We start from the raw sequence: 16,824 nt of genomic DNA, 5'->3' as shown, positions 1-16,824 counted from the left end.
GCCTACGATTACACCGAGAGTTCGGGGGCGCTGTACGAGGGCGGCCTGTGCGCGGCGTGTTGGAGCGATCTGGTTCGGTTCATGGCCGAGGACCCCTGCGACCGGAGGTGGGCAACCGCATGACCCATCGGTTCGGGGGTTTTAAGACGGGTCCTGTGGAAACGGAGGGACAAGCACAGCTAACGAATGAGTTGAAAGCCGAGGGAAGGAACCGCATCCCCCAGCATGGAACCTGTGGGTGTTTCTTCTCTCCCGGGAGCCTAAAACGTTTTCGAACGGGAACTAATCCGTTTAAACGGGCACTAAGGCGACTGGTCCCGGGCCCCGACCGCAGGCGGCTGCGTGCGGTCGCTACGCCCACGATGGACGATAGACACGACACCGACGGCGGACGAACAGACGACGAGTACCCGCGGCGAAAAGGGGGCGGCCAATGACGCCCGACGTCGACGCCGAGACGTGGGGGCGACTCTTCGACCGCCTCGACGACGAGGCACCCCCGCGCTCGAAGTCGCGGAACGCCTCGCCGACGCCCTCGATCTCTCGGTGGCCGACGCGCAGGCCGCCGTCTACGACGCCATCGACGCGGACCTCCTCGAAGAGGACGGCGAGGGCTTCGGCGGCGTCTCGCTCGCTGCGGAGGGTGGTTCTGCCGACGATACCCCTACCCTCACGGGGTGGAAACCGCCGAGGAACCACCTGTTAACGGGCGAAAACAGGCTCTCGACGCTTTCGAGGTGGCTATGGATTACTTCCACGACCGCCTCGACGACCCGATGGGACTCGGTGAGGGACGCACCGCCCGCGAGTATCTGCGCGAAGAGCGTGGGTGGTCCGACGAAACTATCGACGCTGCCGGCCTCGGATGGGCACCGACCGGGGATACTGCACTCCTCGACCATCTCATGCGGCAGGGATTCGACCGCGAAGCCATCCTCGGAACGGGGCTGTTCTACGAGAACGGGCTTCGCCCCCACTTCCGCGGCCGTGTGGTCTTTCCGTACTTCGACGTCGACGGGCGTCCGGTGTACGCCATTGCGCGGACGGTCGACCACCCGGACGACCACCTCGACGCCGGGCAGAAATACATCAAGGCCATCAAGACCAAGGACCATTCCGTCGTCGACGAACCGATTTACGGCCTCGGTTCGCTCGCCGAAGGCGATGGGCCGATTTTGATAACCGAAGGTGTGGCCGACGCGATTACGGCCCATGCGGCAGGCTATCGGTGCGTCTCACCGGTGACGACGCGATTCAAGCAGAAACACCTCGCTCCGCTTCGAGAGGCTCTCGCGGAATACGACGCGGACGTGTACGTCGTGCAGGACGCCGAGCGGCCGACGTCCTCGCTCTCCGAGGATGGCGAGCTGCACGTCGAACAACATCCGCCGGGACTTCGTGGAGCGCTCCAAACCGCTGCATGGCTCACCAACCACGACGTCGACGCCTACGTCGCCGAGCTCCCACGGCCCGGGCTCGACAAGGTCGACCTCGACGACTACCTCCAAGGATGGGGCGGCCTCGAAGCCGTCCTCGCGAGTTCCAAGCCGGCGAACGAGCATCCTGCGTTCTCCGAATCCGAGATCGACGACGAGGGCGGGGAAGATGGCAGCGATACCGAGGGGAGTGACGACTACAACCGTCGCTCGAATCGGTCGGCGCTGTTCGATCTCGACATTACCGACGTGACCGGCCTCGACGCCGGAGAGCGGGGAAGAGCCCGCTCGGCCATCACGGGAACAGCGAGGACTATTTCACCGTCTACGAGGAGGGGACGGAAACGAAAGCGGCCGACCACAAGTACGGGACGACATACACCCCCTCACTTTCCTGTTGGCCGACGCACCCGACAGTTCGCGGTCGGCGGCGAATCCAGGTGGCAGCCTCGACAGTGACCGCGAACTGTTCACGGCGTGGATGCACGCGAAGGACGAAGGACATATTCCAGCGGACGACCCTGTACCCTACCGCGCTCTCCTCGGCGTGGCAGTTGACGATGGCCTCGTCGACGAGGACGACTTAGTTCGTCGGGATAGCGAAACCGGAGACGTCGTCGAGGACGGCACGGCGACCGGGACGTATCGGGCTCTTCCCCCAGGAACGTACGGCGACGTCCTCGCTCACGTCCGCGAGGCGTACGGCGTCGATCCGGGACGCGAAGAGCAATCGGAGAGCGACGACAGCGGCTACGACGACGACCCGCGCGAGGTGGATGCAACGGTCGACCCACGGCGGGCGTGGGCGGCCGGACGCGTCACGCCCGACGACGTCGACGCCGACGACCTCCTCGCGGCCGGAGAGACGTTCGCCTGCCCCGACTGTGCGAAGAACGTCGACGTCGTCCGCGCCGTCGCAATCGCCGAGGGGCTTGTCGAGACGTGTGACGAACCACTCGACGCCGCCTACCCCGAGGCGTACCGCCTCGCTCGCGACGACTACGACGCGCCGCTCCCCCAGTACTACACGACGAGCGACGCAATCGCCGAGTTCGACGCTGTGCTTTCCGTTATCGGCGAAGTCGGATTCTTCCACCTCGACGCCGACGCGCTTCGGTCGAACGTGACCGAGGAGGGCGACGACGTGGGGGGCGAGGCCGTCCGCGCGCTCAATCCGGCGTGGCGTGAGAGCGAGAGCGAGGCGTCGGTGTTGGTGTTCCCCAGCGGGACCGTGTGGGACGCCGATACCGAGCGAACTATCGACGCGCTTCGGTTCGTCGCCCTCGACGCCGGGGTTATCGACGACCCGAGCGACAGTCTAAGCGGCGGGCGATTCACGACCGCCTACCGCCTCGCCCGCCGCCACTACGGCGCGCCGCTCCCGCGGTGGGAACCCGCCGAGGACGGCGAGCGGGCCGTGACGCCGATGCTCCCGCCGAGCGAGGACCTCGTCGACGACCCCGAGGCGGTGGCCGTCTCGCGTGACCGCCTCGACGAGGCCCGCGCCGAGGTGGAGGAGTTAGTCGGTGAGGTGAGCCGCGAAGACGGCACGCCGAACGTCGTGCGGACGCTCCCGGCGACGGGGAAGACGACGGCGACCGTCAAGAACGCGGCCGACCAGCCGACGTCGTACCTCGCACCGCGGAAGGAACTCCAACAGCAGGCCCTCGACAAGGCCGACCGCTGGGGCGTCGACGCGCGAGTGCTGCCGGTGTTCTCCGACGCTCACATCGACGGCGAAGTGCTCACGCAGGCCGTCGGATACGTCCGTCAGAACGGCAAGGACACGCTCCGCGACCGATGGACGATTCGCGGTGGCGTGTGTTGCGAGGAGGGCGAGCTGTATATCGGCCCCGACGAGGAGGAGGAGTCGGTCGATCTTGACCGCGCGACCTGTCCGACGGCCGACGGCGAGCACGGGGAAGCGTGGGGGCTCGCCGTCCACGTCGCCCGGAAACTCGGCTACACGCCCCGTGAGATTCACACGAAGGCGAAGGCCCTGTTTGGGGCGGAACTCCCGTGTTGCGAGGGCGAAGAGCGCTGTACCTACTCCGAGGGGTGGGACCACGTCGCCGACCCCGAGAATCCCGCCGATCTCCTCGTCGGGTCGTACGTCCACGCCCACGTCGAGAGCGTTCGCACCTACTACGAAGAGGGCGACGGTCAGACGCTTCGCTCACCCCGAACCGTCGTCCTCGACGAGTATCCCGGCGAGGCGTTTAGTCGGGAGTTCGGTGAGGAAGCCCTCGACTTCGCAACGTGGTTGGCGAGTACCCTCCGCGAAGACGTCGAGGACCAACGCGACGCTATTGAAGCCGACTTGTGGGGCGACGAGTGGGTGCGCGCGTGGTTAGATGGCGAGGCTGCCGAGGAAGTCGACAGCATCGCCGAAGCCGTGAGCATCCTCGAAGCCCGCGCCGAGGCCGCCGACGCGGCGGAGGCCGCCGACGCGATTCTCGACGAAGTGAGCCACGACCGCCTCGACGACCTGGACGTCTTCGACCCACTGTCGGCCCTCGTCGACGGCAGCGGCGAGCTGCGCGACGTCTACGAAGCCGTGACCGACGCCACCGACGTCCCGCCCGACCACCCGGCAGCGGGGCTCTTGCGATGGGTCGACGACGCTGTCACCGGCCGCCTCGCGACGGCGCTTACGTTAGGTGAAAGTGAGGAAATCGAGATTGCCGCGCTCCCCGTCGACGGCGACCTTCGCGCTCTCGTCGCGGAGGCGGTCGAGGCGGCGGAGGAAGGCCGCGGCGGGGCGGCGAGCATCCTCGAAGCGGCGGCGACCGCCCTCCAGGGCGGCGAGGACGGCTGTCGTGAGCTTGCAGTGTGGGCGGACGATGGATACGCCCACCCCGACGCCCACCACCTCCTCACGGCTCTCGCGGCCCCCAGCGAGGCCGCCCGAGCGACGACGCTCTCGACGTCGTCGTGGGCGTTCGACCCGGCAGCGACCGACGGCACTCGCGTCGACAGCGTCAAAACTGGCGAGCGGGCGACGACCGTCGTCGACCGGAACGGCCACGGCGCGATTCTCCACACGCCGCCGTCGCGAGCGTCCGGCGGCGAGGGGGACGCTCCCTCGTCGGCCTCGACGCAACGGCCCGCGCCGCACTCTGGCGCGTCGCTCTCGGCGAACACGTCGAACTCGCAGATATTCACGACAGTGCGCGCGAACGCGCCGAGTTCTTGGAGGACGTGCTCGGCCTGCGCGTCGTGCAGGCGAGTGACCGACCACGGCCGTACGAAGGCGACCCGTCGGGGAAGGACCTCGACGGCGACGTCGCGCTCATTGAAGCCCTCAGCGAGGATTACAGCGGCGTGCACGCCCCCGGCAGCGGGGCGACGACCCGACGCCGGTCGGGAAGCCCGCCGTTATCACGACGAAGGGCGTGCGGAACGTCCTCGAAGACGACGACCGTCTCGACGGCGTCGTTTCGGCGTGGGAGAACTATGGCAACGTGACGGGTGCGAACGACCTCGGCGGCCACCGTCTCGCTGCCCTGCTTGGAAGCCAGCACTTCGGCGACAACGCGGTCGAACGGTTCGCCGCGCTCGCCGGCGAGGAAGTCGATACGTCCCGCCGCGGCGGGCGGGGCGTCGATCTCGACTACGGCAGCGACCTGGCGAACGAATACCTCGGCCATATGCGCGAGGACCAGACGATGCAGGCCATCCTCCGCTTCGCACGCGGCGAGAGCGGGGCGACAGTCGTCGCGAGGACGTCCGCGCTTCGCGACGACCTCCCGGTCGTCGGGCGCGGCCAGGTCGTCGAGACGTGGAGCGAGACGGCGAGTAAGGTCGCTCGGGCGTGGCGACGTCTCGGCGAGGAGTTCACGCGCGCCGACGTCGCCGACGCCGTCGACGTCACTACGCGCCAGGTCCGCCGTGTGCTCGCCGAGTTCGTCGACGCCGGCTACCTCTCACACGTCGCCGGCGGCGACGGCACGGCGAAAGTCTACTCGCCGCGCGACGCGCCGTCCGCTGGGGAGGTTGACCTCCCCAGTGAGGCCGCACCCCCAGCCGAGCCCGGACGACCCGCCTCTAACGAATACTATACGTGGAATGTCCGGGTGGGGGCGCGCGAAACGGGGGTGAGAGACGCCTCGGCGGTGCCGCAACGTCCGCGCGGCGCGCCACCCGCCCCCGACGCGGCTCTCGCGGACGCCGATCCGCCCTCGTAGCCGCCGCAGGCGGTGGTGTTCGCCCGACGGCACAAGCGACAGCGCCGGTTAGAACTCTGCTGTCGGGTCGTACACGTCGCTGCCGTCGCCGGCGTCGAGATCGACGCGATAGCCGTGGACGCCGGAGTCGTAGTCGCCGACCGCCTGCAGGACGGGCCGGACGTTTTTGCGCCACCACGTTTCGCCATCCTGTCCGCGGACGGGGTACTCCTCGGGAAGCCCCAGCTCGTCGAGGGCCTCGCTCTTCCCGAGGCTCCCGCGACTGTGGGCGGCTTCGAGCGCGGCGACGGCGGCCTCGACGCGGGCCTCGCGACGGCCGTCGTCGGTCCATCCTTCGTCGGCGGCCACCGCCTCGACAACCCTCCGCGCCTCGTCGTGGACGCCCGCCTCGCTCTCGGCGTCCTCGGCCGAGGGGTTTGCATCGGCTTTCCCACCCGGTCGCTCTCGCGGCGCGTGGGCGGCCTCTGACGCCCCGCTGTCCGCCACGACAGAGACGTCCATCTCTTCGCGGGTGCGTTCGATGTTCGCGGCCTCGAGGTGAGCGAGTCGTTCTTCGAGTTCGTCGAGGCGATCCCCGACGGCCCGAACTTCGCTCCCCCTCCTTCCGTATTCTCTGTATTCTCATGTATTACGCCCCGGTTTTGCAATATCCACCGGATGTATTCTGTTCGGTTATCGAACCCGAGCGATTCGGCTTCGTCGCTGAGTGAGGCGAGTAGGTCCTCGTCTAAGCGGACGGTGGTCACTTCCATGTATTCTCCGTATTCTCTCAAGCGTATTAAGCGTATTCTCAAGAATACAATACGAGAATACGGAGAATACGGCCAATTGGTTGGCGCGAACCACCAATTCTCTCGCCAACATTGACACAATTGTTAAGGCTATCAGCCCTATACGTTCTAACAGACCAATGTCCGCCGACAAACGCATTCCCGTGACCGAGGAGACGCGAAAGGTACTCCACGAACTGAAAGACCCGGGGCAAACCTACGACGAACTACTCACCGAACTCGCCCAGCAGCGCCGGCGGGAGGAGATGGAAGAGCGATTTCGCGAGCTCGAGGAAGCCGACCGTGATGAGTTGACGCCGCTTGAGGATGTCTGAGTACGACGTCCTCCTCGGCGACCAACCGCGCGAGTTTCTCGACGTCGCTGACGAGAAAACCGAGCGAATCTGCAAGGAGAAATTAGGCTATCTCGCGGAGAACCCGTACCCTGGTCGGGGACGCGGGGACAAGGAGAAGCTTCCCGTCGACGGCCATCGCGACCGCTACCGGCTGCATATCTCGCGGACCTACACGGCGTTCTACACGGTGTTAGAAGACGAGAAAGACGTTCGCGTCCTCGAAATCACCGACATTGACGACGCGCACAAGCGCTACGGCTGGTAGGATACCGTTCATTCGTGGGGCGGCCGATCACGCCAGTCCCGCCTCCTCGAAGGCCTCGTTCACCACGTCGGGCGTCGGGGCGTTCAGGTACGGTTCAATCGCGGCGAACGAATCCCACCCACCGACCTGCATGACGACGCGCGGATTCACCCGTTCGTCGACGAGAAGGCGCTGGGCGAACCGTCGCCGGAGATCGTGAGAGGATACGTGCCGGAAATCGTCGTCCCCCGTCTCGTCGGCCGCGCGCTCGGCGGTGCGTTTCACGACGGCACGGATACCCCGCTCGCTCAACTCGACGAACGACTCGCCCCGGCCGATGTTCTCCTCGTTCTGGTAGCGGTGCAGATCGCCTTCGACGTCGGCGGGGAGATAGGCGTCGCGAGGCTTTCCGCCGTTCCCGGTGGTGTCCTTCCCCTCCTCGACGCGCAGGCGATAGTGCTCGCCGTCGTCGGTGCGTTTGACGTCCTTCGGCCGCACCTGCGGTATCTCGAAGGCGCGCAGGCCGACCCGGCCGCCGAGGCGGATAATCAGGTAGTCGCGGGTACTGGCGGCGACGCGCTCCAGGTCCTCTAACTCCGGGTCGGTCATCCAGACCTTGTGTTGGTCGTTGTCGCCAGCGGTTGCTTCGAGTCTCATGTTACGTTCTTAGGAGAAACCTGCACTTTACTCCGGCGTCGGGGTGGTGTTCACGGTGGTAAACACCCCGATTAGCGGGTGTTCGCTTCCGACTTGTTTCACAAGTCGTCATCGTTCCTGCCAGTGCGGGTCGAGGGCGTTCAGCGCGTCGCGAAGCATCTCCGCGTCCCCCCCATAGCGAGATCGACGAGCTGCCGCCGAAGCTCACCCGCCTCCTCTTGCTCTTCGAGCGTGTCCGGCCACGGGGTGTGTTGAACCTCGGTCCAGAGTTCGTACATCTCCTCTTCGTCCAGGTGGATTTCGACAGTGCCGTCTTCCGTTCCGATCCGGAGAACGTAGGCAGCATTCTCGCGTGAACTTGGCCCGTAACTGATGTTCTTTGCACTGGCCGGAGTGTATTCGTGGGTCATGGTGTACAAACGAAGTCGCGTAGTTCAACGAGCAATTCTGGTTTTTCAGTCATGATCTTCACGCGGGTCCTCGACGAGTTCGTACAGCCCGCGGGTGACCTTTCGGACCCATCCCGCACTGGTGAGCCGTTCGAGGGAGTCGTTCACGCGCTGTTTTGGAAGGTCAGTTTCCTCGCGAATGTGGAGCGGATTCGCCGCCCGTTCCTTCAACACGCGAAGCACCTTTTCGTCATTCTCAGTGGGTTCAAAGTCCCGGTTCACAATTGTCGTTACCCTCACTCCCATACGTGATAGTATTTGTCCATACTATTAGTTGTTATTCCGTCCGTTACGGAGTAACGTTCAAGTGGTTGCGTGAAAGAGTAGGCACTACGCACCGGGACGGCGACGACGGCGTCCACATTCGTTGCGAGGTGCAACGGGATGTAAGAAGATACGACGGCGTCGTCAAAGGCCGGCGGCGCGGACACGCCGCTCGACCGGTGCCATAGAAGCTATGGCGAACGAAAATACGCCGTCGGGGGACAAAGACCCGGCGGACACGGCGAAAGCATCGACCAGTAGACGCACGTTCCTCGGCGCGGCGGCCGGCGTGGCCAGCCTTCCGATACTCAGCGACGACGCCAGCGCCGCTGCATCCGAAGAGGCGGCGAATGTCGACTTCATGGGGGAAAAAGTCCTCCAAGACCTCCCCGCCGCCCCGACGATCTGCCTCACGCACGGTCAATTGGAGTTCGGTGTCAGCGATTTAGAGAGAACCGGCGCGTTCGACGTGTCGATTTACCCATATCAGGACGGGACTGATGTAGCCTTAGAGTTCGACGACGAGGGGGATTACGGGAAGGCGTCGTTCCTCGGCTGCATGACGCCGGAGACGGCTCACCGCCTCGGCGCACGACTCGTGCCGCCGCCGAAAAGGCGTGGGATGAACAATGAGCACCGTCGACGACGCGCCGCCGGACCCGGAGCTGCACGCGCGGATGCAGCTCGAAGAACTCGCCGAGCGGATGGAAGAAATCGACTGGTCGCACGTCGACGGGATTAGCGTCGCCGAGGCGGCGGCGTTCGCCGAGCGGTTTCGGGAGGCGGCCGGTCAATGAGCGACCCGCTCCCCGACCGTGACCTGTTCCGCGCGGCAGTGTCAGCGGAGACGGTCGACGAACTCGACGCCGAGGATCTGGCCGACCGCGCGGGCGTTGACGAGGAGACAGTCGGTGCGGTGCTGTCGGCCGTCGTCGAGGTGGACCGGGAGCTCTACCCGTGGCATGACCCCGACCGCCTGCACACCCTGTACTACGAGCGCGGACACACGCAACCAGAGATCGCGGGGATGCTCGGCTGTTCGTCGCACGTCGTCTCGGAGTGGATGGAGAAGTTGGATATGTCCCCTGGGAAGGGCCACCGGAGCGCGCTCGTTGACTCCTCGACCTCGAGTCCGAACTCGAGGGGTGTGTCGGGTCCATGACCCGCGCCTGTCGGCAGCGCTGTTCGGGCGGTCCGTTCGACCACGAGGAGATCGTGATGAGTATCGCGAAGGCCCACGAACTCCTCCGGTGTCCGATTTGCCGGCGTGAGGTGCCTCTCCCCGAGGAGGAGGGCGGAATCGGCGACGCTACCCCCGGGGTTGACGCCCGCAAGACGCACCTGTAGCCCGCGAAAACACCGCTCCGCAGGTAGCTTCAGAAGCCTGCGGGGGAATCGCCCCCCGCCGCCGGAAACTGGACCATGTCGACGCGCGACAGGGTCGAAGCGCGGACGACTGGAGAACGAGTCCGGCGTCAAGGCAGGCGCGCACCAGCTCGGTGGTCGTAACTCACTCAGCCGGGGAAGTCGTCGAGGCGGCCGACGGCGAGGCACTCTCATTCCGTGGTTTGACGCCTTTCACTCGCGAATATGACAGTATGGCCCCCCCACTGACCCCGAGTCGTACGATCCCGGTGGCGTCCCCGACGACGGCGACACTGACAACGACCCTCCCACCGACCCCGAGTCGTACGATCCCGGTGGTGTCCCCGACGACTCGTCCTCAGGAGGAGGGAGCAGCGTTCCCGACGATCCAGACCCTGGCGGGGATTGGGACTATCACGACCCAGAGAGTGCACAAGACCCGGATGTCGATTTCGGAGAAGGGGCAGACAGTGGCGGCGGGTCCTCTGACGGCAGCGATCCCCCCACCGATCCAGAGTCGTACGATCCCGGTGGCGTCCCCGACGACGACACCGACAACGATCCCCCCACCGATCCAGAGTCGTACGATCCCGGTGGCGTCCCCGACGACGACACCGACAACGATCCCCCCACCGATCCAGAGTCGTACGATCCCGGTGGCGTCCCCGATGACGGCGACACCGGCAGCGCCGAGGCAGGAGGCAGTAGTGGTAGCGGGGCGGGAGGCGACAGCGGGTCTGCTGTGTCGCAAAACCAGCTGACGGGCGGCCTCGAAGAGGAGTACGGCGCGATGAGTGGCAAGGAAGGAGCACTCCCAGATGCGGTCCAACAGCTCCAGGGTCGCATCGACCGAAACGCCCCGGGAGTGTCGCTCACAGACACAAACCAGCACAACATCGTTCGCCGCGACGGCACGCTCGGTGTCACGTTCTCGGCGAGTGCTCGGCAGACGATGCGTCGGCAGACTATCCAAGAGGTGGCCGAGGACGGCCCCGCACAGGGTCGGACATCCGCCCCCGATCCGTCGACCGTCGAGGACCCAACCGAGGTCCCAGGCGTCGTCGCCGGCCCTGATGGAGCCCAAGTCGCGCCGGCAATCCAGGACCGGCGATTCGAGCAACAGCTCGCGCAGGAGCTGTCGGCGTCGCGTGCCGACCTCAAGCAGCGTGTCGCGTCGCAAGTGGAGGGAGCGGATCCCTCAGATGTCGAGACGCGGATCGAAGACGGCCAGGTCGTCGGGTCGCTCGACGAGGACTTCGAGAGAGAGAGCGCGCGCGACCGGGCGGCGGCACAAGCCTACCGGCGGCGAATGAGAGCCCAACGACAGCAGGACGGTCAAGGAGACATAGCCTCCGGAGGTCAGTTAGGAGACCTGCTCCTCCAACCACAGACGACGTCGACGACGCTCGGCGGCATCGACCGGACGCTCGCGAGAGCACAGGCCCGACGCTCGGCCAAAGAGAGTCTGCGAAACCAGGGCCTCGACCCCAGCGCGTTCGAGATTACGGCGTCAGCAACGGGCGACGTCCAGATCGACCGTCGCGAACAGTTCGGCGATTTAGACTGGTCGTTCGGCTTGGGGGCGACGGCGACGAAGTCGAAGGGGCGGCTGATGCGTTCTCGGAGCAGGTGCAAACCGGAGCACAGAACTTCGGTCAAAAAGTGTTTAGCCGCGACGTCGCGGGGGAGAGCGGCGGGGCGGCCGTCCTCGAGGCAGCCGGCTACGACAATCTCGCCGCAGCCTACGACCGCGAAATTCGGAACGTGGGTGAAGGCGTCGTGATCGGGCCCGCAGGGCTTGTTGCGCAAGTGCCGCAACTGGCGACCGAGATCCCCGAAACGCTCGGGTACACCGCCCACAACCCGTTAGAGACTGCGGAAAAGGCCCCCGAGGCGGTGGCGAATCGCGCGGTTCGGGCGGTCGAGCAGGCGCGTCAAAACCCGGCGAAGACCGCCGGGATGTTGCTCGGGAGCGCGGCCGCTTCCGGTGGGGTATTCCGAGCGACGCAAGGGACGAAGCTCGGAGCAGCGGCCCGCTACTCCCTTCAACCGGGGAGGAACTCGTGAAAGCCGGCATTCGCCGCGGCGCGCTCGGGAGTCGCGCGGCGACTCTCACCCCCGGCGTCTCGACCGCACAGGTTGAGATGCCCGCCGAGACGGCCACGGCAGAGACGTCGACGGCGTCGGAGAGCGTCACGAATCGTGTGCGAAGCGTGACCGACCGCGCGCCGCGGGTGAGCGTCCGCCGCGACGCCGACGCACCGATCCTCGAAGTCGACCCGATGCTCAAACAGCAACTCACGAGCATCCCCAGCAACTCTGTTCCCGACATCGCCGACACGATCGAAAGGGGGTTGAGCGAGGAGAGGCGGTTAAAGGGACTGCTCGCACCGTTAGACAACGCGCCGAGCTTGAGGTTCGGGGGCAGAAAGCGGCCCTGGAAGAGACGGTGAGCCAAGCCCCTACCTCACGGGGTGAGCTGCTCGACACAGCCCATCGGAAAACCAGCCGGGCGAAGCACAAAGCCCGTCGGGGGAGAACCGCCGGGATGCTGGCCGGCATCAAACTCGCCAACCAAGCCCGCGACGTGGGAGGTGAGCTCAAATCCATACCTAATGACATCACCACACCCGGGTTGTCGACTCCGTCGCTGTCCCCCCCACGCAGGGGGACCTCAACTCACTCGCTTACAGCACCGGCCGGGCGTCCGGGCGTGCCGAAGTAAAAGCCCGGTTGCGAGCGGCTGACACTGAAAGTCGCCTTCTCTCGTCGTACAACGACGTGCGTGAGGGAGCACTGTTCGCCCGTGACCGAATCCAGAACTTCGATCTCCCCGACCAGGGCGACTTCGACTCACTCGCACACAGCACCGGCCGGGCGACCGGCCGTGTCGAAGTCAGAGCCCGATTGCGGGCCGCAAGAGCTGGGGGCGAACTCCTTTCGTCGTACAACGACGTGCGTGAGGGAGCACTGTTCGCCCGTGACCGAGCCCGAAACTTCGACCTTCCCAATCAGGACGACCTCGACTCACTCGCTTATTCCACGGGACGGGCGGCCGGACGCGCCGAAGTAAAAACCCGGTTGCGAGCGGCCGACACTGAAAGTCGCCTTCTCTCGTTGTGGGATGAGAGTCGCAAGAGCGTTCGGGACACCGGCGACCGCATTCAGAACGCGCTCGAATCCGCACCCGAACGGGTCCAAGCCGCTCGTGACACCACTGTTTACGTGGGGCCGATCCGACCCCGCCGAAGCACCGCATATCTGGATGAGGGAGCGATCCCCGACTTCGAGGCGGAATCTGGCCCGTTCGCCGATGGCGACCTCGGCGACCTCCCCGGCTTCTTCGAGGTGAACGAGCGGCCGGACATCGAAACCGCTCGCGACGACGGCCAGAACGTGTTGACCGTCATGCGCCAAGAGACCGAGTCGTCGACGAAGATGGAAGCCGAGACCGAGCGCCGCCGCCGGGAGATCAACGAGGACGAGGGTATGGGGCTCGGGCCCTACGCTGTCGGTGCCGGGCTCGGTCTCTCCACCTCCCCGCAGGGGGCCGATGTAGAATTTGACGGCCCATCCGTCGACGAGTTCGGTGGGCCGAGTGTTGGCACCGACGACGCCGGACGCGTCGGGGACGACACGTTCGGCGAGGGCGTCGGCGAGAGATTCTGGGAGGGCGTCGGCAGCGGCCTCGGCTTCGAGACCGAGACGGCCGTCGGCCTCGAGCAAGAGCAAGAGCAAGCGCTCGGATTTGAGACGGAACTGGAGACCGAAACGGAACTGGAGACCGAAACGGAACTGGAGACCGAAACGGAACTGGAGACCGAAACGGAACTGGAGACCGAAACGGAACTGGAGACCGAAACGGAACTGGAGACCGAAACCGAGACCGCCCCGCCCCTGGAAATGGAAACGACGTTCCCCGACGACGACCGCGACGAAGATCGTCGCGGCGGCCTCCCCGGATGGCTCACCTCGGGGGAGACGTTCGACACGGGCGTCGTGCAATCGTTCGACGAGCTCGAGGAGAGCAGTGACGATTCGTTCGGCGGCTTCGGCGATCCGTTCGAGGGGAGCACCGACCCGTTCGACGACCTCGGGTTCTGACGCCAAGGGCGCGTTAGTTACCTTAGGTTGGATTACCTGTGGGTGTCTCTCTCTTTCTTTTCCCGATCTTCCTCGCCCCAACGGAAGCATCGTTCGCGAGGAGTTTCTTCGCCGAGGACGGCGGTGGACACGATAACCCGCCCCGAACGCCCCCGCCGCTCCCTGTCAGCCCCTCTCCAGATGGTATACGCGTATGTAGATAGGTATGGCCCCTTCTGCAGATTACTATCACTGCGGTATCCCGCTCCCGTATGGCGATTAGGCACACGCTACTGATAGCCGCCTGTTCACCGGCTAATCGCATTACAGCGGGCCGATGTACGCGCAACGTACGAGAGCACCGGCATACCACCGACTACTGACCGCGTTCCCCGCGTTCGTGCGACGTACATCGTAAAGAAGAGCGCCGCCCTCCGGGGATTACCGGCGATTCAGGTTGTTTCGTGTTGGTTTGTTGCCTACCGACCCGTCGGGGCGGACGTGCAGGCTGTCGGCGCTCTCACCCTCGCGAAGCTCCTCTGGCGGTTCGCCGCCGCTCAGTAGCTCACTCGGGTCCGGGTCACCCGGGGCCTCCGCCTGGTTTTGCTCGGCCGCCGATGGCTGTTGCGTCGCGTGGTCGTCCTCCGCGCCGGCCTGGAGCGCCTCGACGATCTCGACGACAGCTGCCTCCACCTCGCGGAGGCGCTGGGCTACCTCCGGGTGGACCGTCGGCTCACCGTCCGTCGCGCCGCCTGCCGCCGTGACGTCCTCCTCGTAGACCGCGAGGAGCGCCTCGACCTTCGACTGAAAGCCGAGTTCGTCCGCCGGGACGCCGGTCCGCTCGCGGATGGCCTCGTCGACGCGGTCGATGAGCTCTACCTCCACCGTTGGTCGGGTTGTGTCCGCCATTGCACACGGATGTACGCCCGGAGGACGTGTGAAGGCCCGGAATGAGACGGCGCATTCCCTCGGCGGTCGGCGACGTCAACTCGGGAGGGGCTCCTCTATAGGTACGTACAAGACAGTATGGCTGTTGTTGTTGACAGCGGGCGATATCGCCGCCGTCTTGCGATTATGCGACAGCGGCGGACAACACCGTCCATTCCACCTAATCGCATGGCGGGGCGGCGATGTACGCGCAAGGTACGGATGTGGGCGAGTAGTAGAGTAATAGCGTTGCGTTCCTGCGTACCTCTGTCGTACATCCAAGGTTACAACGGCGCTCTCGCTCGAAACCGGGCGTGTTCGGTTATCACCAATAGTACACAATTCTTGGGCTCAGGCGGCCAATTGTGTGGTTGTGGTACATCGGTGTGGGCATCTATCCCATAGTTAAGTGCCTAAAAACGGTAGTGAGGAGGTAAGAGCAAAGAGATACACGCACCGCTCTTCGGTGCTACATCTCGAAGAAGGGTGGGACTGGATGTCCGCTCCTTCCTTCGCCGTGCGGCGTGATAGAAGTTAGGATTCAGCGGTCGGTGAGCGACCGCTCTATCAACACCAACCAATGAGCATGACCGACACCCCGAACGGACGAACCGAGCAGCAAACGACCCTCGACGGCGGGCTCGTGGAGCATCCCGACGACGCGAGCGGCCTCGAAGGCCTCGCGACGATCTTGTGGATGGTCGGCCGAGAGCATCCCGACGACGACGTCCACGCGCAGGTGCGGCGAGCGGCAAAGCGAGCACGCGAGCAAGATATCTTCCCGCTTAGCGGGGGTGAGGACGGTGCGTGAGCGTGTTCTCGTCGAGGACGGCGAGATAGCCCACGATATCGCCGCGTCGGCCATGGCCGGCCAGTATCAGCGAGGTGAGCGGATTATCTTCGGCGAGGTGCAGCTCGCCCCCACGAAAGACAACACGCCGATTTACTACGTCGACGACCGTCGGAGCGAGGCGACCGTCGACGTCCTCAACTGCCGCGCCATCTCCACGGCCACGCAACTCGTCGCGGCGCTCAACCGAATCTGTGAGAACCTGGAGGCCAACCGATGAGCGTCGAGTGTCCCGCCTGCGACGGCAGCGGCGAGATCGACGCCGGCGAGGCGAGCTGGTCGACGCCGCCCGCCCAAGGTGGTCCGTCCACGGACGGTGAGAACTACCGGGTGCAGTGGCACCCGTCTTCTGGCACCGTTAAGCGGGCGCTGTTCCGCGTCGCGACGGCCGACCGGGTGGCGACGCTTCTACACGTCCGCACCATCCTCGTCCGGCAGCGCGGCGGCGAGAGCACGTGTATCGTCGACCCCGAGGCGACGCTCGACGACGTCCCCGACGCGCTGCTTACGCAAATGAGAGCGGACGGCTACCGGCCCGCCGAGAGGACGGTGGTTGTATGACCGATGCCTGTACCCGGTGCGGTGACAGCATCGTTCACGGGACGAGAGAGCGGTTCCAACTCCGCGCCTACGATTACACCGAGAGTTCGGGGGCGCTGTACGAGGGCGGCCTGTGCGCGGCGTGTTGGAGCGATCTGGTTCGGTTCATGGCCGAGGACCCCTGCGACCGGAGGTGGGCAACCGCATGACCCATCGGTTCGGGGGTTTTAAGACGGGTCCTGTGGAAACGGAGGGACAAGCACAGCTAACGAATGAGTTGAAAGCCGAGGGAAGGAACCGCATCCCCCAGCATGGAACCTGTGGGTGTTTCTTCTCTCCCGGGAGCCTAAAACGTTTTCGAACGGGAACTAATCCGTTTAAACGGGCACTAAGGCGACTGGTCCCGGGCCCCGACCGCAGGCGGCTGCGTGCGGTCGCTACGCCCACGATGGACGATAGACACGACACCGACGGCGGACGAACAGACGACGAGTACCCGCGGCGAAAAGGGCGGCCAATGACGCCCGACGTCGACGCCGAGACGTGGGGGCGACTCTTCGACCGCCTCGACGACGAGGCACCCCCCGCGCTCGAAGTCGCGGAACGCCTCGCCGACGCCCTCGATCTCTCGGTGGCCGACGCGCAGGCCGCCGTCTACGACGCCATCGACGCGGACCTCCTCGAAGAGGACGGCGA

The 16,824-nt window shown here is 65.5% G+C and carries 22 protein-coding genes; 16 read left to right on the top strand and 6 right to left on the bottom strand.

The genetic code is table 11. From position 1 onward, the window contains the following. Positions 1-351: 351 nt before the first annotated feature. Complete coding sequence (locus ACFQJD_RS00310) at positions 352-699, bottom strand: hypothetical protein (protein WP_379795351.1); 348 nt, start codon at positions 697-699, stop codon at positions 352-354. A gap of 44 nt (positions 700-743) precedes the next feature. On the opposite strand from ACFQJD_RS00310, the gene ACFQJD_RS00305 reads away from it, so the two are divergent. Continuing rightward, positions 744-1,895, top strand: a complete 1,152-nt coding sequence (locus ACFQJD_RS00305) for a hypothetical protein (RefSeq protein WP_379795350.1) — start codon at positions 744-746, stop codon at positions 1,893-1,895. Beyond that, entirely contained in the window at positions 1,834-5,238 is a 3,405-nt protein-coding gene (locus ACFQJD_RS00300; RefSeq protein ID WP_379795348.1) for a hypothetical protein, read from the top strand. Before ACFQJD_RS00305 ends, ACFQJD_RS00300 begins: the two co-directional genes overlap by 62 nt. Before the next feature lie 433 nt (positions 5,239-5,671). Here the strand turns inward: ACFQJD_RS00300 and ACFQJD_RS00295 are convergent, their stop codons facing one another. After that, a complete protein-coding gene (locus tag ACFQJD_RS00295; RefSeq protein ID WP_379795292.1) occupies positions 5,672-6,124 on the bottom strand; it encodes a hypothetical protein in 453 nt (150 codons plus the stop codon). Between the two features lie 409 nt (positions 6,125-6,533). Here ACFQJD_RS00295 and ACFQJD_RS00290 point away from each other — a divergent pair, with 409 nt between their 5' ends. After that, positions 6,534-6,728 (top strand): hypothetical protein, encoded by a 195-nt coding sequence (locus ACFQJD_RS00290; RefSeq protein WP_379795294.1) that lies wholly within the window; start codon positions 6,534-6,536, stop codon positions 6,726-6,728. After that, positions 6,721-7,014 carry a type II toxin-antitoxin system RelE family toxin gene (locus ACFQJD_RS00285; protein WP_379795296.1) on the top strand — a complete coding sequence of 98 codons (294 nt, stop codon included), beginning with the start codon at positions 6,721-6,723 and terminating at the stop codon, positions 7,012-7,014. Before ACFQJD_RS00290 ends, ACFQJD_RS00285 begins: the two co-directional genes overlap by 8 nt. A gap of 27 nt (positions 7,015-7,041) precedes the next feature. Here ACFQJD_RS00285 and ACFQJD_RS00280 read toward each other — a convergent pair whose 3' ends face one another. The 3 genes from ACFQJD_RS00280 to ACFQJD_RS00270 all read right to left on the bottom strand — a co-directional run bounded on the left by ACFQJD_RS00280 (position 7,042) and on the right by ACFQJD_RS00270 (position 8,345). Further along, positions 7,042-7,650 (bottom strand): site-specific integrase, encoded by a 609-nt coding sequence (locus ACFQJD_RS00280; RefSeq protein WP_379795298.1) that lies wholly within the window; start codon positions 7,648-7,650, stop codon positions 7,042-7,044. A gap of 140 nt (positions 7,651-7,790) precedes the next feature. After that, a complete protein-coding gene (locus ACFQJD_RS00275; RefSeq protein WP_379795346.1) occupies positions 7,791-8,060 on the bottom strand; it encodes a hypothetical protein in 270 nt (89 codons plus the stop codon). 45 nt (positions 8,061-8,105) lie between these two features. Beyond that, positions 8,106-8,345 carry a helix-turn-helix domain-containing protein gene (locus ACFQJD_RS00270; RefSeq protein WP_379795300.1) on the bottom strand — a complete coding sequence of 80 codons (240 nt, stop codon included), beginning with the start codon at positions 8,343-8,345 and terminating at the stop codon, positions 8,106-8,108. 647 nt (positions 8,346-8,992) lie between these two features. Between ACFQJD_RS00270 and ACFQJD_RS00265 the strand changes: the two genes are divergently transcribed. The 7 genes from ACFQJD_RS00265 (at position 8,993) to ACFQJD_RS00235 (ending at position 13,832) form a co-directional block, all read left to right on the top strand. After that, on the top strand, positions 8,993-9,160 hold the full coding sequence (locus tag ACFQJD_RS00265; protein WP_379795304.1) for a hypothetical protein: 168 nt from the start codon (positions 8,993-8,995) through the stop codon (positions 9,158-9,160). Then, entirely contained in the window at positions 9,157-9,525 is a 369-nt protein-coding gene (locus ACFQJD_RS00260; RefSeq protein WP_379795344.1) for a helix-turn-helix domain-containing protein, read from the top strand. Before ACFQJD_RS00265 ends, ACFQJD_RS00260 begins: the two co-directional genes overlap by 4 nt. Then, positions 9,522-9,710, top strand: a complete 189-nt coding sequence (locus tag ACFQJD_RS00255; RefSeq protein WP_379795342.1) for a hypothetical protein — start codon at positions 9,522-9,524, stop codon at positions 9,708-9,710. Before ACFQJD_RS00260 ends, ACFQJD_RS00255 begins: the two co-directional genes overlap by 4 nt. Before the next feature lie 760 nt (positions 9,711-10,470). After that, positions 10,471-11,511 (top strand): hypothetical protein, encoded by a 1,041-nt coding sequence (locus ACFQJD_RS00250; protein ID WP_379795340.1) that lies wholly within the window; start codon positions 10,471-10,473, stop codon positions 11,509-11,511. After that, complete coding sequence (locus tag ACFQJD_RS00245) at positions 11,508-11,795, top strand: hypothetical protein (protein WP_379795310.1); 288 nt, start codon at positions 11,508-11,510, stop codon at positions 11,793-11,795. Before ACFQJD_RS00250 ends, ACFQJD_RS00245 begins: the two co-directional genes overlap by 4 nt. Before the next feature lie 77 nt (positions 11,796-11,872). Then, on the top strand, positions 11,873-12,181 hold the full coding sequence (locus ACFQJD_RS00240; RefSeq protein WP_379795312.1) for a hypothetical protein: 309 nt from the start codon (positions 11,873-11,875) through the stop codon (positions 12,179-12,181). A gap of 328 nt (positions 12,182-12,509) precedes the next feature. Then, a complete protein-coding gene (locus tag ACFQJD_RS00235; protein WP_379795333.1) occupies positions 12,510-13,832 on the top strand; it encodes a hypothetical protein in 1,323 nt (440 codons plus the stop codon). Positions 13,833-14,252: 420 nt separating this feature from the next. Here the strand turns inward: ACFQJD_RS00235 and ACFQJD_RS00230 are convergent, their stop codons facing one another. Then, positions 14,253-14,720 carry a hypothetical protein gene (locus ACFQJD_RS00230; RefSeq protein ID WP_379795316.1) on the bottom strand — a complete coding sequence of 156 codons (468 nt, stop codon included), beginning with the start codon at positions 14,718-14,720 and terminating at the stop codon, positions 14,253-14,255. Between the two features lie 604 nt (positions 14,721-15,324). Between ACFQJD_RS00230 and ACFQJD_RS00225 the strand changes: the two genes are divergently transcribed. From ACFQJD_RS00225 to ACFQJD_RS00205, 5 genes are all read left to right on the top strand, one after another. After that, the gene (locus ACFQJD_RS00225) at positions 15,325-15,549 is read left to right on the top strand and encodes a hypothetical protein (RefSeq protein WP_379795318.1); all 225 of its coding nucleotides are present in this window, start codon (positions 15,325-15,327) and stop codon (positions 15,547-15,549) included. Beyond that, entirely contained in the window at positions 15,542-15,808 is a 267-nt protein-coding gene (locus tag ACFQJD_RS00220) for a hypothetical protein (RefSeq protein ID WP_379795320.1), read from the top strand. The genes ACFQJD_RS00225 and ACFQJD_RS00220 overlap by 8 nt, the downstream gene beginning before the upstream one ends. Further along, positions 15,805-16,149 (top strand): hypothetical protein, encoded by a 345-nt coding sequence (locus ACFQJD_RS00215; RefSeq protein ID WP_379795322.1) that lies wholly within the window; start codon positions 15,805-15,807, stop codon positions 16,147-16,149. Before ACFQJD_RS00220 ends, ACFQJD_RS00215 begins: the two co-directional genes overlap by 4 nt. Beyond that, positions 16,146-16,337 (top strand): hypothetical protein, encoded by a 192-nt coding sequence (locus tag ACFQJD_RS00210; RefSeq protein WP_379795324.1) that lies wholly within the window; start codon positions 16,146-16,148, stop codon positions 16,335-16,337. The genes ACFQJD_RS00215 and ACFQJD_RS00210 overlap by 4 nt, the downstream gene beginning before the upstream one ends. Positions 16,338-16,576: 239 nt before the next feature. Beyond that, a partial coding sequence (locus ACFQJD_RS00205; RefSeq protein ID WP_379795337.1) for a hypothetical protein occupies positions 16,577-16,824 on the top strand: 248 nt, incomplete at its 3' end.

This window comes from Haloplanus sp. GCM10025708 (genome assembly GCF_042663985.1).
Taxonomy (GTDB): domain Archaea; phylum Halobacteriota; class Halobacteria; order Halobacteriales; family Haloferacaceae; genus Salinirarus; species Salinirarus marinus.
Note: the sequence above shows the minus strand (reverse complement) of the source record. Positions and strands in the feature narration are given on the sequence as shown.

What these genes read in the sequence shown, in the direction of transcription:
- ACFQJD_RS00305 (WP_379795350.1), top strand. Translation starts at nt 744, where the DNA reads ATGGATTACTTCCACGACCGCCTCGACGACCCGATGGGACTCGGTGAG.
- ACFQJD_RS00295 (WP_379795292.1), bottom strand. Translation starts at nt 6,124, where the DNA reads ATGGACGTCTCTGTCGTGGCGGACAGCGGGGCGTCAGAGGCCGCCCAC.
- ACFQJD_RS00290 (WP_379795294.1), top strand. Translation starts at nt 6,534, where the DNA reads ATGTCCGCCGACAAACGCATTCCCGTGACCGAGGAGACGCGAAAGGTA.
- ACFQJD_RS00285 (WP_379795296.1), top strand. Translation starts at nt 6,721, where the DNA reads ATGTCTGAGTACGACGTCCTCCTCGGCGACCAACCGCGCGAGTTTCTC.
- ACFQJD_RS00280 (WP_379795298.1), bottom strand. Translation starts at nt 7,650, where the DNA reads ATGAGACTCGAAGCAACCGCTGGCGACAACGACCAACACAAGGTCTGG.
- ACFQJD_RS00275 (WP_379795346.1), bottom strand. Translation starts at nt 8,060, where the DNA reads ATGACCCACGAATACACTCCGGCCAGTGCAAAGAACATCAGTTACGGG.
- ACFQJD_RS00270 (WP_379795300.1), bottom strand. Translation starts at nt 8,345, where the DNA reads ATGGGAGTGAGGGTAACGACAATTGTGAACCGGGACTTTGAACCCACT.
- ACFQJD_RS00265 (WP_379795304.1), top strand. Translation starts at nt 8,993, where the DNA reads ATGAGCACCGTCGACGACGCGCCGCCGGACCCGGAGCTGCACGCGCGG.
- ACFQJD_RS00260 (WP_379795344.1), top strand. Translation starts at nt 9,157, where the DNA reads ATGAGCGACCCGCTCCCCGACCGTGACCTGTTCCGCGCGGCAGTGTCA.
- ACFQJD_RS00255 (WP_379795342.1), top strand. Translation starts at nt 9,522, where the DNA reads ATGACCCGCGCCTGTCGGCAGCGCTGTTCGGGCGGTCCGTTCGACCAC.
- ACFQJD_RS00240 (WP_379795312.1), top strand. Translation starts at nt 11,873, where the DNA reads ATGCCCGCCGAGACGGCCACGGCAGAGACGTCGACGGCGTCGGAGAGC.
- ACFQJD_RS00230 (WP_379795316.1), bottom strand. Translation starts at nt 14,720, where the DNA reads ATGGCGGACACAACCCGACCAACGGTGGAGGTAGAGCTCATCGACCGC.
- ACFQJD_RS00225 (WP_379795318.1), top strand. Translation starts at nt 15,325, where the DNA reads ATGACCGACACCCCGAACGGACGAACCGAGCAGCAAACGACCCTCGAC.
- ACFQJD_RS00215 (WP_379795322.1), top strand. Translation starts at nt 15,805, where the DNA reads ATGAGCGTCGAGTGTCCCGCCTGCGACGGCAGCGGCGAGATCGACGCC.
- ACFQJD_RS00210 (WP_379795324.1), top strand. Translation starts at nt 16,146, where the DNA reads ATGACCGATGCCTGTACCCGGTGCGGTGACAGCATCGTTCACGGGACG.